This window comes from Arthrobacter sp. TmtSoilC79 (assembly GCF_059739405.1).
This window is the reverse complement of record NZ_AP046051.1, coordinates 2,299,718-2,312,527: the sequence shown is the minus strand read 5'-3', so window position 1 is coordinate 2,312,527 and position 12,810 is coordinate 2,299,718. Positions and strand designations below refer to the sequence as shown.

Annotated in this window: 15 protein-coding genes; 7 read left to right on the top strand and 8 right to left on the bottom strand. The window is 62.6% G+C overall.

Features of this window, described 5'->3' with window-relative positions; all coding sequences use genetic code 11:
* Positions 1-2 precede the first annotated feature (2 nt).
* Genes sufD through AC6JA3_RS10720 form a run of 4 tightly spaced genes read left to right on the top strand, consistent with a single transcriptional unit; the run spans position 3 to position 2,869 of the window.
* The gene (gene sufD / locus AC6JA3_RS10735) at positions 3-1,316 is read left to right on the top strand and encodes a Fe-S cluster assembly protein SufD (protein ID WP_026540642.1); all 1,314 of its coding nucleotides are present in this window, start codon (positions 3-5) and stop codon (positions 1,314-1,316) included.
* Between the two features lie 21 nt (positions 1,317-1,337).
* Positions 1,338-1,694: a non-heme iron oxygenase ferredoxin subunit gene (locus AC6JA3_RS10730; protein ID WP_497920126.1), complete on the top strand. Its 357-nt coding sequence runs from the start codon at positions 1,338-1,340 to the stop codon at positions 1,692-1,694.
* Between the two features lie 43 nt (positions 1,695-1,737).
* Positions 1,738-2,523: a Fe-S cluster assembly ATPase SufC gene (sufC, locus tag AC6JA3_RS10725; RefSeq protein WP_026540644.1), complete on the top strand. Its 786-nt coding sequence runs from the start codon at positions 1,738-1,740 to the stop codon at positions 2,521-2,523.
* A gap of 13 nt (positions 2,524-2,536) precedes the next feature.
* Positions 2,537-2,869: a metal-sulfur cluster assembly factor gene (locus AC6JA3_RS10720; RefSeq protein ID WP_011774796.1), complete on the top strand. Its 333-nt coding sequence runs from the start codon at positions 2,537-2,539 to the stop codon at positions 2,867-2,869.
* Between the two features lie 105 nt (positions 2,870-2,974).
* Here AC6JA3_RS10720 and ypfJ read toward each other — a convergent pair whose 3' ends face one another.
* On the bottom strand, positions 2,975-3,880 hold the full coding sequence (ypfJ, locus tag AC6JA3_RS10715; protein WP_497920125.1) for a KPN_02809 family neutral zinc metallopeptidase: 906 nt from the start codon (positions 3,878-3,880) through the stop codon (positions 2,975-2,977).
* Positions 3,881-3,941: 61 nt separating this feature from the next.
* Here ypfJ and AC6JA3_RS10710 point away from each other — a divergent pair, with 61 nt between their 5' ends.
* Together AC6JA3_RS10710 and AC6JA3_RS10705 are read left to right on the top strand one after the other, a co-directional pair.
* The gene (locus AC6JA3_RS10710) at positions 3,942-5,333 is read left to right on the top strand and encodes a class I adenylate-forming enzyme family protein (RefSeq protein WP_091551796.1); all 1,392 of its coding nucleotides are present in this window, start codon (positions 3,942-3,944) and stop codon (positions 5,331-5,333) included.
* Entirely contained in the window at positions 5,305-6,528 is a 1,224-nt protein-coding gene (locus tag AC6JA3_RS10705; RefSeq protein ID WP_497920124.1) for a thiolase family protein, read from the top strand. The genes AC6JA3_RS10710 and AC6JA3_RS10705 overlap by 29 nt, the downstream gene beginning before the upstream one ends.
* A 9-nt stretch (positions 6,529-6,537) precedes the next feature.
* On the opposite strand, the gene AC6JA3_RS10700 is transcribed toward AC6JA3_RS10705, so the two are convergent.
* From AC6JA3_RS10700 to AC6JA3_RS10690, 3 genes are read right to left on the bottom strand one after another with little or no spacing between them, the layout of a single operon-like run.
* On the bottom strand, positions 6,538-7,164 hold the full coding sequence (locus AC6JA3_RS10700; RefSeq protein WP_223943128.1) for an energy-coupling factor transporter transmembrane component T family protein: 627 nt from the start codon (positions 7,162-7,164) through the stop codon (positions 6,538-6,540).
* Complete coding sequence (locus AC6JA3_RS10695) at positions 7,161-7,898, bottom strand: energy-coupling factor ABC transporter ATP-binding protein (protein WP_026540649.1); 738 nt, start codon at positions 7,896-7,898, stop codon at positions 7,161-7,163. Before AC6JA3_RS10695 ends, AC6JA3_RS10700 begins: the two co-directional genes overlap by 4 nt.
* A gap of 14 nt (positions 7,899-7,912) precedes the next feature.
* Positions 7,913-8,530 carry a biotin transporter BioY gene (locus AC6JA3_RS10690; protein WP_026540650.1) on the bottom strand — a complete coding sequence of 206 codons (618 nt, stop codon included), beginning with the start codon at positions 8,528-8,530 and terminating at the stop codon, positions 7,913-7,915.
* Positions 8,531-8,807: 277 nt separating this feature from the next.
* On the opposite strand from AC6JA3_RS10690, the gene AC6JA3_RS10685 reads away from it, so the two are divergent.
* Positions 8,808-10,406 (top strand): ABC-F family ATP-binding cassette domain-containing protein, encoded by a 1,599-nt coding sequence (locus tag AC6JA3_RS10685; protein ID WP_026540651.1) that lies wholly within the window; start codon positions 8,808-8,810, stop codon positions 10,404-10,406.
* Between the two features lie 157 nt (positions 10,407-10,563).
* Here the strand turns inward: AC6JA3_RS10685 and AC6JA3_RS10680 are convergent, their stop codons facing one another.
* The 4 genes from AC6JA3_RS10680 to AC6JA3_RS10665 are packed head-to-tail and all read right to left on the bottom strand — an operon-like array spanning position 10,564 to position 12,669.
* Entirely contained in the window at positions 10,564-11,049 is a 486-nt protein-coding gene (locus AC6JA3_RS10680) for a YbaK/EbsC family protein (protein WP_347783372.1), read from the bottom strand.
* Positions 11,033-11,899 (bottom strand): SURF1 family cytochrome oxidase biogenesis protein, encoded by an 867-nt coding sequence (locus AC6JA3_RS10675; RefSeq protein WP_026540653.1) that lies wholly within the window; start codon positions 11,897-11,899, stop codon positions 11,033-11,035. Before AC6JA3_RS10675 ends, AC6JA3_RS10680 begins: the two co-directional genes overlap by 17 nt.
* Complete coding sequence (locus AC6JA3_RS10670) at positions 11,900-12,175, bottom strand: hypothetical protein (protein ID WP_347783371.1); 276 nt, start codon at positions 12,173-12,175, stop codon at positions 11,900-11,902.
* Positions 12,172-12,669 carry a DUF3099 domain-containing protein gene (locus AC6JA3_RS10665; protein WP_026546792.1) on the bottom strand — a complete coding sequence of 166 codons (498 nt, stop codon included), beginning with the start codon at positions 12,667-12,669 and terminating at the stop codon, positions 12,172-12,174. Before AC6JA3_RS10665 ends, AC6JA3_RS10670 begins: the two co-directional genes overlap by 4 nt.
* Positions 12,670-12,810 lie beyond the last annotated feature (141 nt).

Genomic DNA, 12,810 nt, shown 5'->3' with positions numbered 1-12,810 from the left:
CAATGACTGATATCACTACTGAAAAGGCGCGCATCGGCGCGCCCTCGGCCCAGCCGTTTATCAACGGCTTCACCGAGGAAGGCGAGAACCTTTCGCCCGTGAACACCGGAACAAACACCAGCACGACGTCGGAGCAGCCTTCCGCTGGTCCGCTCGGCGGCGCTTCGGCCAAGAGCCACTCCCACGGCGGTGGCGTTGGCATTCCGGACAGCTCGCGTGCAGGGCGTCTCACGTCCTACAAGCTTGCAGACTTCAAGCCGCTGAACGGCCTTGAGGAAGACTGGCGCTTCACGCCGCTGAAGCGCCTGCGCGGCCTTCACACCGACGTCCTCAACGGCGCAGCTCCGGCTGTGAGCGTTACCGCCCCGGCCGGCGTCGTTGTTGAAACGGTTGGCCGCGATGACCAGCGCATCGGCCAGGCAGCCATCCCGGAGGACCTCGTGTCCGCCAATGCCTGGGAGAACTTCGCCGAGGCCACGGTTGTCACCGTTCCTGCCGAGCTGCAGGCCGAGAGTGAAGTTTCCGTCCTGATCACCGGTGCAGGAGAGGCTCCGGCCGCCCAGCACATCGTGATTGTGGCAGAGCGGTTCTCCAAGTCCGTCGTCGTCCTGGACCACCAGGGTTCCGCGGTTGTTTCCGAGAATGTGGAAATCATCGTTGAAGATGGCGCTGAACTGACTGTTGTCTCGTTGCAGGAATGGGCAGACAACGCCGTCCACGCATCATCGCAGCAGGCCAAGATCGGCCGCGATGCCAAGTTCAAGCACATCGTGGTCAGCCTTGGTGGCGACCTTGTTCGCGTCACGCCGTCCACGCGCTTTACCGCGCCGGGCGCCGACGTCGAAATGTTCGGCCTGTACTTCGCCGACGCCGGACAGCACCTTGAGCAGCGCCTGTTCGTTGACCACGCAGTGGCCAACTGCAAGTCGCGTGTCCTCTACAAGGGTGCGCTGCAGGGCCGCAATGCCCACAGCGTCTGGGTTGGCGACGTCCTGATCCGCAAGGAAGCAGAAGGCACGGACACCTACGAGGCCAACCGCAACCTGGTCCTCACCGACGGCGCCCGCGCAGACTCCGTACCCAACCTCGAAATCGAAACCGGTCTGATCGAGGGCGCGGGCCATGCCAGCGCCACCGGCCGTTTCGATGACGAGCACCTGTTCTACCTCATGGCCCGCGGCATCCCTGAGAAGGTCGCCCGCCGCCTGGTGGTCCGAGGCTTCCTCAACGAGATCATCCAGCAGATCAAGGTTCCGGCAATTGAAGATCGCCTGACCGCAGCTGTTGAGCGCGAACTCGCCGCGACCGACAACTAAGACAGGCCAGGCAGAGCAACAATGAGTGAAGAAACCAAAGGCGAACTGGTATGCAGCGCCAATGACATCCAGGTCGAGCAAGCGCTGCGCGTCCTGATCGATGACTACCCCGTAGCCATCGTGAAGGATTCCATGGGCGAGATCCACGCCATCGCCGATACTTGCTCGCACGCGGACATCTCGTTGTCCGAAGGTGAGGTTGAAGGCTGCGCGATCGAGTGCTGGGGACACGGTTCCCAGTTTGACCTCCGCAGCGGACAGCCCCTTCAGCTGCCTGCTTATGACCCCGTCCCCGTTTTCGCCGTCACCATCGACGGAGACGACGTTTATGTGGACGTGACCAACGTTGTGAACGGTGCTTCGGTAGACCACTACTGAGCGCCCAGTACCGCCAGACTTACGAACGGAAAGAAAGAAGAGCATGTCAACTCTTGAAATCAAGGACCTGCACGTCAGCATCGAGACGGAGCAGGGTACCAAGGAGATCCTGAAGGGCGTCAGCCTCACCATCAAGACCGGTGAAACCCACGCCATCATGGGCCCCAACGGCTCGGGCAAGTCCACCCTGGCCTCCACCATTGCCGGACACCCGCGTTACACCGTTACCAGCGGCACCATCACCCTGGACGGCGAAGACGTACTTGAGATGAGCGTCGACGAGCGCGCCCGTGCAGGCGTCTTCCTGGCCATGCAGTACCCGGTAGAGGTTCCCGGCGTTACCATGACCAACTTCCTGCGCACCGCCAAGACGGCAATCGACGGCGAAGCACCGGCACTGCGTACCTGGACCAAGGACGTCAAGGCTGCCATGCAGCAGCTGCGCATCGACGCCGACTTCGCACAGCGCAATGTCAACGAAGGCTTCTCCGGTGGTGAGAAGAAGCGTGTTGAGATCCTTCAGCTCGAACTCTTCAAGCCGAAGTTCGCCATCCTTGACGAAACCGACTCCGGCCTGGACGTTGACGCGTTGAAGGTTGTCTCCGAGGGCGTCAACCGCGCTCACGAAGAGGGCAACATGGGTACTCTGCTCATCACCCACTACACGCGCATCCTGCGCTACATCAAGCCGGACTTCGTTCACGTGTTTGTTGACGGCAAGGTTGTCGAAGAGGGCGGCCCCGAGCTCGCTGACCGTCTCGAAGATGAGGGCTACGACCGTTACGCCCCGGGCGCCGGCGTAGCCGTTGCCCCTGCTGTGCAGGCCTAGTTAGGATCGTTCCATGACCGAAATCAACACGGCGCGGACCAGCCTCGAGGACGTCGAGGAAGCGCTCAAGGACGTCATTGACCCCGAGCTCGGCGTCAACGTGGTGGACCTGGGCCTCCTTTATGGCCTCAAATACTCCGACGAGGACGGCGCGCTCCTGATCGACATGACACTGACGACGGCGGCCTGCCCGCTGACGGACGTTCTTGAAGAGCAGGTGGGCAAATCCCTTGATGGCGTCGTTGACGACTGGCGCCTGAACTGGGTGTGGATGCCGCCATGGGGTCCCGAGCGGATCACCGACGACGGCAAGGACCAGATGCGGGCCCTCGGCTTCAACATCTGATCACCAATATTCACCCGCCAACGGCGGGCATAAGGAAGGGTTCCGGGCCAACAGCCCGGAACCCTTCTTTTTAGTCTTTCAACTTTTCCCTGAACCGCCTCACCGCTAAGGTGCGGCCACACCAAACGTGTCGCACTTGTTGATGTCGCCAGTGGTGTACCCCTGATAGAACCACTTCTGGCGCTGCTCACTGGAGCCGTGCGTCCAAGATTCAGGAGATACCCGGCCGGTGGCGGCCTCCTGGATCCGGTCATCGCCTACCGCGGAGGCGGCGGACAAGGCATCCTGCAGGTCTTGTTCGGTCAACGGATCAAGGAAGGGCTTGCCGCTGGCATCGGTCTGCGTGGTGGCATGCCGGACCCACAAGCCCGCGTAGCAGTCTGCCTGGAGTTCAACACGGACCGCTCCCGATTGCGGACCCTGGGGATCCTGCTGGGCCTGGTCCAGGTTTCCGAGGATGTTCTGGATGTGGTGTCCGAACTCGTGGGCTACTACGTACTCCTGCGCCAGTGGCCCTCCGGAGGAGCCAAAGCGGGTCACCAGTTCATCGAAGAATCCCGGATCAAAGTAGGCGGTAGTGTCCGCCGGGCAGTAGAAGGGGCCAACTGCACTGGTAGCTGCACCACAGCCTGTGTTGGTGGCCTCGCTGAAGATCACAGTCTTCGGCCGTGGGTACTGGACGTTGTAGTCCGACAGGTAGCCAGGCCAAAAAGCATTGAGGCTGTTCACCGTACCGGTGATCCGGCAGTCGAGCCGCTTGTCCGCGTCGGCACCGGACTGGCATTCCTGTATGCCGCCGGCTCCCGGGCTGCCGCCATCGACGGCGGGAGGCTGGGTTCCGCTTCCCGTCAGATCGCCAAGGATACTGGGATTGATACCGAAGAGCGCCAGGAGAAGCACCACGATTCCGCCGCCAATACCACCGCCGATCTTGGTCCCGCGGCCCATTCCACTGCCGCGTCGGTCCTCCACTTGGGAGGGGTCAAGCTGTGCGCCGTCATTGAAACTCATACAGTCAGAATAGACGTCACTATTGGTGCCCGGTGCCCGACACTGCCGTAAAATCGTGTGGATGCCTTTCCTGGACAAACTTCAGCACTGGGCCGATGAGCGCCCCCACGACACCGCCGTGGTGGTGGGCAACGACCGGCTCACATGGGCGGACCTCCGGGACGCCGCAGCAGCGCTTCTGCGCGCCGCGACCTCCGCTACTGTTCTCGCCGAACCCAACTCTGTGCGCTTTGTGGAGCGCTACGCAGCTGCCGTCGCGGGGGAGCGGTGCTGTGCTGTGCTGGACCCCGAATGGCCGGCGCCGATGATCGATGACGTTTCCGCACGCATACCAGGAACCACCACACCGGTTGTGGCGGAACTGCTGGATGGCGATCCGTCCAGCACCTTCCTGATCGGCCTGACGTCCGGGACCACTTCGGTTCCAAAGGCCTTCACCAGGTCCCGCCGATCGTGGCAGGTTTCGTTTGAGGCATCCATCGAGTTTTTCGGCCTTTCGCAGGATGATCGGACCCTTGCGCCGGGACCCCTTTCAGCCAGCCTTAACCTTTACGCCCTTTCGGAGTGCCTTTACGCCGGCGCAGCCTTCCACACGCTGGAGTCCTTCGACGTCGGTGATGCCCACGCTGCCATCAGCCACGACGGCATCACCCGCCTTGTCCTGGCCCCGACGGCCTTGAGGTTGCTCAGTGAACGGGGAATTGCCGGGGACGTTGATGCGTCCGGTATCCGCAGCATCATCTGCGCTGGATCCAAGCTGGATGCCCGGACCTTGGAAGCTGCCAGGCGGTGGGCACCCCGGGCGGCCATCCATGAGTACTACGGCGCTTCCGAACTGAGTTTCGTCTCCGGTACCCGCCTGGCAGCCGGGGAACCTTTGGATGCCGGCGGGACAGGCATCGGTTTGCCTTTTCCGGGGGTTGAACTGGCGATTTTGGACGACGCCGGCAAGCATCTTCCGGAGGGGTCGCACGGCAACATCAGCGTCCGCAGCGGAATGGTGAGCAACGGTTACCTGTGGGGAGACGACGGTCAGGCACTAAGGTGCCTCGATGGCTGGTACACCGTAGGGGACCAGGGGTTCCTGGAGCAGGGCATCCTGCACATCCTTGGCCGCCGTTCGGACATGATCATTACGTCGGGGAAGAATGTCTACCCTCACGAGGTGGAGCTGGCAGTGGCATCCGTTCCCGGTGTGGACGGTGCGGTTGCCGCCGGGGCACCTGACGATATCCGCGGCCAACGCGTCGTCGCCGGCGTCGTTCCCGCTTGCGGTCCGGTCACCGCAACCCAGCTCCGCACAGGCCTGGATGGCATGTTGGCACGGGACAAATGGCCCCTTCAGTATTACTTGTTGGCGGAGTTGCCGCTGACCGACCGGGGCAAAGTAAGCAGGAAAGTCTTCCTGGACTGGGTCAAGAATCATGACCCGCGGGCTCAGCTTCTTGGATAGCGCCGGCGGTCCATCCTGGCAAGCCGGGGAGTCCCGTCAGCCCGTCATCATCGCGGCGCTTCGGTCTCCGATTTGCCGGGCCAACGGTCAGCTGAGGGATCTCCGTGCACCGGACCTCCTGGCACCGGTGCTTGCTTCCTTGGTGGAAACAGCAGGTGTGGACCCGGCGGACGTGGACGATGTCATCATGGGCAACGCCGTGGGCGGCGGCGGAAATGTGGCCAGGTTCGCTGCCCTCCAGGCCGGTCTGCCCGTAGACGTTCCCGGCATCACCATTGACCGGCAATGCGGATCGGGCCTGGATGCGATTGCGCTGGCATCCCGGTTGGTCGCGGCCGGCGGTGATCCGCTGTACTTGGCCGGAGGGGTCGAAAGCATCAGCACTGCCCCGGCCAGGGCCAACAGAAACCACGACGGCGGACTCGACTTCTACTCCAGGGCCAGCTTTGTGCCACCACAGTTTGGCGACCCGGACATGGGTGTCGCTGCAGAAAATGTTGCCCGCGAGTACGCGGTGACAAGGGAGCAACAGGATGACTACGCGCTCCGCAGCCATCAACGTGCCGTAACAGCGGCCAACGAAGACAGGTTTCGTGGCGAGATAGTTCCGCTGGGGGCCAACGGAACTGTGGTGGATTCCGACGACGGTCCACGGGCTTCCTTGCGGGCGTCCCTGATGGGCAGGTTTCCTGCGGCATTCGTCCCAGGAGGGACCGTCACCGCAGCAAACTCCTGCTTCGACGCGGACGCAGCATCCGGCGTCGTCATCACTTCACTTAAACGTGCCCGCGCACTGGGAGCGCGGGACGGACTGCTGGTGCTGGGCTGCGACACTACCGGAGTTGATCCGCAAGTCCTTGGCATCGGGGCCGCTTACGCTGCCGAACGACTTTTGGCCCGCCACGACGCAGCCACTGCCGACGTTGACCTGATCGAGTTCAACGAAGCGTTCGCATCACAAACCATCGCTTGCTTGAATCACCTGGGTATTGATCCTGCCAGGGCAAACCTCGACGGCGGTGCGCTGGCACTCGGTCACGGCTACGGCGCTTCCGGTGCAGTCCTGGTAACCCGGTTGCTGGCCCAAGTACGGAGAGGGTTTGCCTGCCACGGGCAAAGCCCACTGACACTGGCCATGATCAGCGGTGCAGGCGGTTTGGGCACTGCCGCGCTCATGCAATACTCCCGGCTGTAGCCCCGCCCGTCAGCCGCTTTCGGGTTCGCCCAGTCCCCGGGCGGCCAAGGCGTCGCCGGTTTGCCGGGCGTACGCCACGGTGGTGATGAAGACCGGGAGAACCAAGGCGCGGGGGTTGCGTTCCAGTCCACGGGCCCTTGCCGAATCCCGCACGTCCGAGAAAGCGCCGGCAATGAAGGGGATGCTCCTGAGCATCACGGCAATCGTCAAAGCGAACCGTTCGGGGTCGGCGCCGAACCGCCGGAACGGCTTTGCCACAGCAACCACGCCATCCAACAGGTCCTGGACGGGGGTTGTGGCAGTCAGCACCGAAGCTGCCACGACGCACACCAGCACGTTCAGCACGATGCGGGCCGCTGTGGGACCCCCAAGTTGCCACCACTGGAAAAGGCCGATGACCAGAAGGATGGGCATCACCAACCAGATGGCCCGCAGGAGACGCCGCAGGCCCGCTCCGCTGAGAAGGAAAAGAGCGCACATCACGGCGAAAATCACCAGCGACACCGCCCAATCCACTATGAGGAAGGACGCCGCTCCGCACCCTGCCACCACCAGGAACTTCAGCCAGAGCGGAGTTCTGTGGATGATGGAGTTGCCGCGGACATAGTTCGCGATCAGGAAGCCATGGCCCCTCATCTGGAAACGTCACCCAGCCGCGCTCCGGGCAGGGGAGTTGCACACAGCGCCCGGTAGAAGGCGACGCCGCCGGCGGCATCGCCGTCGAAAACGATGCGCCCGGATTCCACCACCAGTACCCGGTCCATGTCCAACGCCAGGTCGAGATCGTGAGTGGACATGATGACCTGTTGGTCCAGGCCGGACACCGTACGCCGCAGGAGTTCGCGGTTCCTGAGGTCCAGGAGGGTGGATGGCTCGTCGAGGACCAGGACGGCGGGATCGACGGCAAGGACTGCCGCCAAGGCCAGCAACTGCCTTTCACCACCGGACAGTTCATAGATGCTCTGATCGGCCAGGTGCAGCAAGCCGAAGCGGTTCAGGACTGCTTCGGCCCGGGCTGCCCGCTCCTTGGAGTTCCTGATGGAACGGCGGAGGGAAAGTTCAACATCTTCCCTCCCGGTGGGCATCACCAACTGGGACAGGGGATCGGTAAAGACGAAGCCCACATTGCCCCTGACCCGACGGACATCGGCGGCCGTGTCGTTACCGTGGACCTTGACGTTGCCCTCGGTCGGCCCAACCAGGCCATTGACCAGCCGCAGCAGGGTGGACTTCCCGGATCCGTTGGCACCGATCACTCCGATCCGGCGTTCGGTCAGATCAAGGGAAAATTCGTGCAGCAGGGTCTTGGGCGTGTCGCTGCCATCGACAGCGACACGTACCGAAACCCCGGTGAAACTGATGGAATCCATGGAGATTGTTCCGATTACTTGACCCGGCGAACCAGGACATCCGGGAAGGCCTTGTGAATAGCCATGGCGATAATGACGGCCAGGACATTCTTAAGGATATCGCCGGGGACAAAGGGGATGTCGGCGAGGAAGGCTTTGGTGAAGTCCAGCTTGGCATTGACCATCATGCCCAGGACGCCCAGTGCGTGGATGACCACGATGCTGCTGACCATGGTGGCGCCGAAAAGCCAGAGAGCCCGGAATTTGACCGTTCGCCGGATGACGATCGCCGCGAGGTAGCCGGTTGCGGCTGCGGCCAGCGGGAAGGCAATGATGTAGCCGGCTGAGGGAGTTGCCAGGATACCGAGGCCGCTGCGGCCGCCACTGAAGATCGGCAGGCCTGCCAATCCCAAAAGGACATAAAGCCCGACGGCGGCGAAACCGCGCCCGGCGCCGAGCACCAGGCCGCTGAGCATCACTGTCAGGGTCACTAAAGTGATGGGTACGCCGAGGGCACCTACCGGGATGCCTGGAACGATCGCGGACGCCGCCACCAAGGCTGCGAAGACGGCGATGAGGCCCAGGTCAGTAGCGGTCCAGCGTTTCCGGGACATGGGTTTCTTCTGCGCTGGGGCAGTGTTGGTCTGGCTCATTGTGGGTCCAATCGGGTGTGGTGCGAGGCGATGACGGTGTTGCTTTTCCCCTGTCCTTGACAATACGGACGCAGCGGAGCCGGGTTTTTGGAGCCTTTCCACAAAGCCGGCCAGGAATTGTTTGGCGCTGGACACAGTTTCCCCTGCAGGAGCCGATGTCAGCCTGCGCCCCGGGTGCCGGTAGACTTGAACAGGCTGTTCTCACAGCCGCATCCCGCCGCACTTAACGGACCCGCCGGTCCCCGCGAGCGTTCCCCATTGAAAGGCATCACCCGAATTGATTACCGTCCAGGACCTCGAACTCCGCGCCGGCGCCCGCCTGCTCATGGACCAGGTCAACTTCAGGGTGGACAAAGGGGACAAGATCGGTCTCGTCGGACGCAACGGAGCCGGCAAGACCACCCTTACCCGGGTCCTCGCCGGCGAAGGCCTTCCCGCAGGCGGCAAAGTCACCCGATCCGGTGAGATCGGCTACCTTCCCCAGGATCCCAGGACCCCGGACATGGAGCAGCTTGCCCGCGACCGCATCCTGTCAGCGCGCGGCTTGGACGTGGTAGTGGGAAAGCTCAAAAAAGCCCACGATGACATGGCCAGCGACGACGCTGCCGTTCAGCGTAAAGCGATGAACCGCTATGACCGCCTGGAAGCTGAATTCCTGGCCGGTGGCGGCTATGCTGCCGAGGCCGAAGCCGCGGCGATCTCCTCCAACCTCGCGCTGCCTGACCGGCTGCTCAACCAGCCGTTGAAGACCCTTTCCGGTGGCCAGCGCCGCCGTGTCGAATTGGCACGCATCCTTTACTCGGATGCCGAGACCTTGCTCCTCGATGAGCCCACCAACCACCTTGATGCCGACTCCATCACGTGGCTGCGTGACTTCCTGAAGAACCACCAGGGCGGCTTGATCGTGATCAGCCACGACACCGAACTGCTCGAAGCCACAGTGAACAAGGTCTACCTTTTGGACGCCAACCGCGCCCAGATCGACTACTACAACATGGACTGGAAGCGTTACTTGCTCCAGCGCGAAACGGACGAGCGCGCCCGCAAGCGTGAACGCGCCAACGCCGAGAAGAAGGCCCAGGTCCTGATTGACCAGGCCAACAAGATGCGCGCCAAGGCCACCAAGGCCGTCGCCGCCCAAAACATGGCCAAGCGTGCTGAGCGGCTCCTCAGCGGACTGGAAGCTGTTCGCGAAAACGACCGCGTGGCCGCACTGCGTTTCCCAGACCCCTCTCCCTGCGGCAAGACCCCGCTGACCGCGGAGGGTTTGAGCAAGTCCTACGGTTCACTGGAAATCTTCACCGACGTGGACCTGGCCATCGACCGCGGTTCCAAGGTAGTCATCCTGGGCCTCAACGGTGCCGGCAAGACCACCCTGCTGCGCATGCTGGCCGGCGTCGATAAACCGGACACGGGCGACATCATCCCCGGGCATGGCCTTAAGGTGGGCTACTACGCCCAGGAACATGAAACGCTCGACGTCGACCGCACCGTCCTGGAAAACATGCGCTCTTCAGCGCCGGACATGAAGGATGCCGAAGTACGAGGCATCCTGGGTTCATTCCTGTTCTCGGGCGACGACGTCGACAAGCCTGCCGGCGTTCTTTCCGGTGGTGAAAAAACCCGTCTGGCCCTCGCCACCATCGTGGCATCCAGCGCCAACGTCCTCCTCCTCGATGAGCCCACCAACAACCTGGACCCCGCCAGCCGTGCGGAAATCCTGGGCGCACTCAAAAACTACAGCGGCGCCGTCGTCATGGTCAGCCACGACGAAGGTGCTGTGTCCGCACTGAACCCGGAGCGCGTTGTGTTGCTGCCGGACGGCGTAGAGGACCACTGGAACGAAGACTACCTGGACTTGATCACGCTGGCGTAAGCCTGCTTGCGCCCGCTGCGCGGCGTTGTTGCGTCCACTTCTTGCGTCCGCTGCGCGGCGCGCTTGATGTGCCGCGTGCTCGCTCGTTCCTCGCTTGGACGCACGCTGCGCACATCAAACGCGACGCTTCGCTCGCGGGCAGGTCACCTCATGCGAGTTATCGGACCTGCAGGGGTTCGGCGGCGGTGATGCGTGCCAGTTCTTCGTAGCTGATGGAGAACATTGAATTGTGGTCTCCGGCTCCGGCCCAGAGGACAGGGTGTTCTTGGAGTGAGATGTCCAGGATGGTGCGCAGTTTCCTTGGGTGGCCCACTGGCGCTACTCCGCCTACTTCCTGACCGGTATGTACCAGCACGAAATCCGGTGTGGCGCAGCGGATCTTGCCTGTGCCCAACTGGGCTGCAACCAATGCCGTATCAACCTTGGCCGCACCGCTGGCCAGGATCAGCAATGGTTGGCCGTCCAGCTCAAAGACCAGGCTGTTGGTGATTGCCGCGACCTCACAGCCCAGGACAGCGGCAGCGGCGGCCGCCGTCGGGACCTTGTCCTCGAAAGTGCGGACTGTGTCAGGAGCTCCGGCGTCGGTCAGGGCAGACCGGACGTTCCGGACAGGATCAAGAGAAATTTCAGTAGCCTTGGGCATCCAGGATTGCGTCTTCCTCTTCTTCGGACGTAGCACGCTTATTTTTCCGCAGGGCGGGCGCGCGCTTCTTGGGCGTTCCCCCTGCGGCAATAATCTGCTCGTCCTCTTCCTCTTCGGCGTCGATGGCCGCGTTGCGGGCTTGTTGCCGCGCTGCATACCCGAAACCGATGAACATCAGGACGCCAAAGGCGAACCATTGCAGGGAATAGGAGAGGTGTGTCCCCTCTTCGGTGGCCGGCTTGGGGAACGGAGTGGGCATTGGCTGCACCGCGGGATCTTCGCTGGCCAGCTGCCCGTAGGCTCCCGTGGCAATGGGGTAGGGGAGTTCCCCGGCAAAACTTGCCAGGTCAATGGATGCCAGCTGCCCGTCCACAGCTCCACGGTCCAACTTGGGTTCGGCCGGTTTCAGCCGGGCTATCACGGTGACCTCGCCCGTTGGCGGTGCCGGAATGACGTCGGGGCGGCCGGGGGTGTTGTTCCCAATGGGCAGCCATCCACGGTCAATGACGACTGCTTCGCCGGTTGTGAGCCGGAAGGGGACCACGACGTCGTAACCTGGCTGGCCGTTCAGCGGACGGTTCCTGACAACGCGCTGGCCTTCGAGGTCGTAGCTGCCCCGCAACTGAACCTGGGTCCATTCACGCTCAGGATCCAAGGCGTTGAACTGGCCCTTGATTTCCGTGTAGGGGATTGGGGTGGCCGAGTAGTTGCTGACCACGCGATTGATCTCGGCCAGGGTCTCGGCCCTGCGGTCCATCTGCCAGCGGCCCAGGAAAACGCAGGCCGTGGCAAAGACGACAGCCAGAACGAAGTACCCCAGCCACTTGCTGGAGAAGAGAAAGCGGTACATTCAGTCGGCCTCGTTCAAAACTGCTTGGCCGGCCGAAAACGGAAGGGTCTCTTTCCACAGGCCCCGGGTGGTCAGATACTCCTCCAGCCACTCGCGGTGGTCTGTGCAGGAAAGCCAAACCTTGCGCCGATCCGGTGTGTGGATCCGCGGGTTGTTCCACAAGAGCTGCCACTGGGCCACCACACGGCACCCTTTGCGGGAGCACACCTCAGGCGCCAAAGCCCGCCCGGATTCCCCGGTGGCTGCACCCGGGCCGCCAAGATTGAAGATGTTCATGAAGCCGCCCGTTCATCGCCGGTGTGTCCGGCCTCGCTTGCAGGGCCCGTTGGGGGGCCGTCTTGTTGCCATGATGGTTCGTCATCGACCAACTCGCCTTGGAGAACCTCAGGTCCCTCTGCCGCCGGTTCTTCCGAGGGGGAGGAACGCTCGATTTCAGGGACTGCCACGTAGTCCAGCAATGATTCGCTATGGTCCTCGGCCTTGTCATTGCCGTTGGCGATGACAACGGCAATCCAAGGAAGGAAAACAGCGCCCGCGATCGCAATGATCTTGAACCAGCCATCCACCACGAAAATCAGGATGATGCAGACCATGCGGATACCCATGGCCACTGCATACTTGATCATGCGCTCACGCATGTCCTCGGAGTGGGCAGCGGCGGCATCTGTGATGCTGTGGACTTCGGGCTCGCCGGAAAAAGCGTCCGGTTCCCCGGGCACTTGCTGCAGGGGACTGTTTTCTCGTGTCACAACTGAATCATCACGCTCCAAAGGCCTCTCCCAATTCTCTCACCAAGGCCGTGACGACCCAAACCGCGCAGGTTGGGGGTAAGCCATGGGTTGCGATGGCCGGCGGATAAGATCGACACAGGAAAATCCCCCTTCAATGCGGCATGTTGTTGCCGCGGAACC

What these genes read in the sequence shown, in the direction of transcription:
- sufD (WP_026540642.1), top strand. Translation starts at nt 3, where the DNA reads ATGACTGATATCACTACTGAAAAGGCGCGCATCGGCGCGCCCTCGGCC.
- AC6JA3_RS10730 (WP_497920126.1), top strand. Translation starts at nt 1,338, where the DNA reads ATGAGTGAAGAAACCAAAGGCGAACTGGTATGCAGCGCCAATGACATC.
- sufC (WP_026540644.1), top strand. Translation starts at nt 1,738, where the DNA reads ATGTCAACTCTTGAAATCAAGGACCTGCACGTCAGCATCGAGACGGAG.
- AC6JA3_RS10720 (WP_011774796.1), top strand. Translation starts at nt 2,537, where the DNA reads ATGACCGAAATCAACACGGCGCGGACCAGCCTCGAGGACGTCGAGGAA.
- ypfJ (WP_497920125.1), bottom strand. Translation starts at nt 3,880, where the DNA reads ATGAGTTTCAATGACGGCGCACAGCTTGACCCCTCCCAAGTGGAGGAC.
- AC6JA3_RS10710 (WP_091551796.1), top strand. Translation starts at nt 3,942, where the DNA reads ATGCCTTTCCTGGACAAACTTCAGCACTGGGCCGATGAGCGCCCCCAC.
- AC6JA3_RS10705 (WP_497920124.1), top strand. Translation starts at nt 5,305, where the DNA reads ATGACCCGCGGGCTCAGCTTCTTGGATAGCGCCGGCGGTCCATCCTGG.
- AC6JA3_RS10700 (WP_223943128.1), bottom strand. Translation starts at nt 7,164, where the DNA reads ATGAGGGGCCATGGCTTCCTGATCGCGAACTATGTCCGCGGCAACTCC.
- AC6JA3_RS10695 (WP_026540649.1), bottom strand. Translation starts at nt 7,898, where the DNA reads ATGGATTCCATCAGTTTCACCGGGGTTTCGGTACGTGTCGCTGTCGAT.
- AC6JA3_RS10690 (WP_026540650.1), bottom strand. Translation starts at nt 8,530, where the DNA reads ATGAGCCAGACCAACACTGCCCCAGCGCAGAAGAAACCCATGTCCCGG.
- AC6JA3_RS10680 (WP_347783372.1), bottom strand. Translation starts at nt 11,049, where the DNA reads ATGCCCAAGGCTACTGAAATTTCTCTTGATCCTGTCCGGAACGTCCGG.
- AC6JA3_RS10675 (WP_026540653.1), bottom strand. Translation starts at nt 11,899, where the DNA reads ATGTACCGCTTTCTCTTCTCCAGCAAGTGGCTGGGGTACTTCGTTCTG.
- AC6JA3_RS10670 (WP_347783371.1), bottom strand. Translation starts at nt 12,175, where the DNA reads ATGAACATCTTCAATCTTGGCGGCCCGGGTGCAGCCACCGGGGAATCC.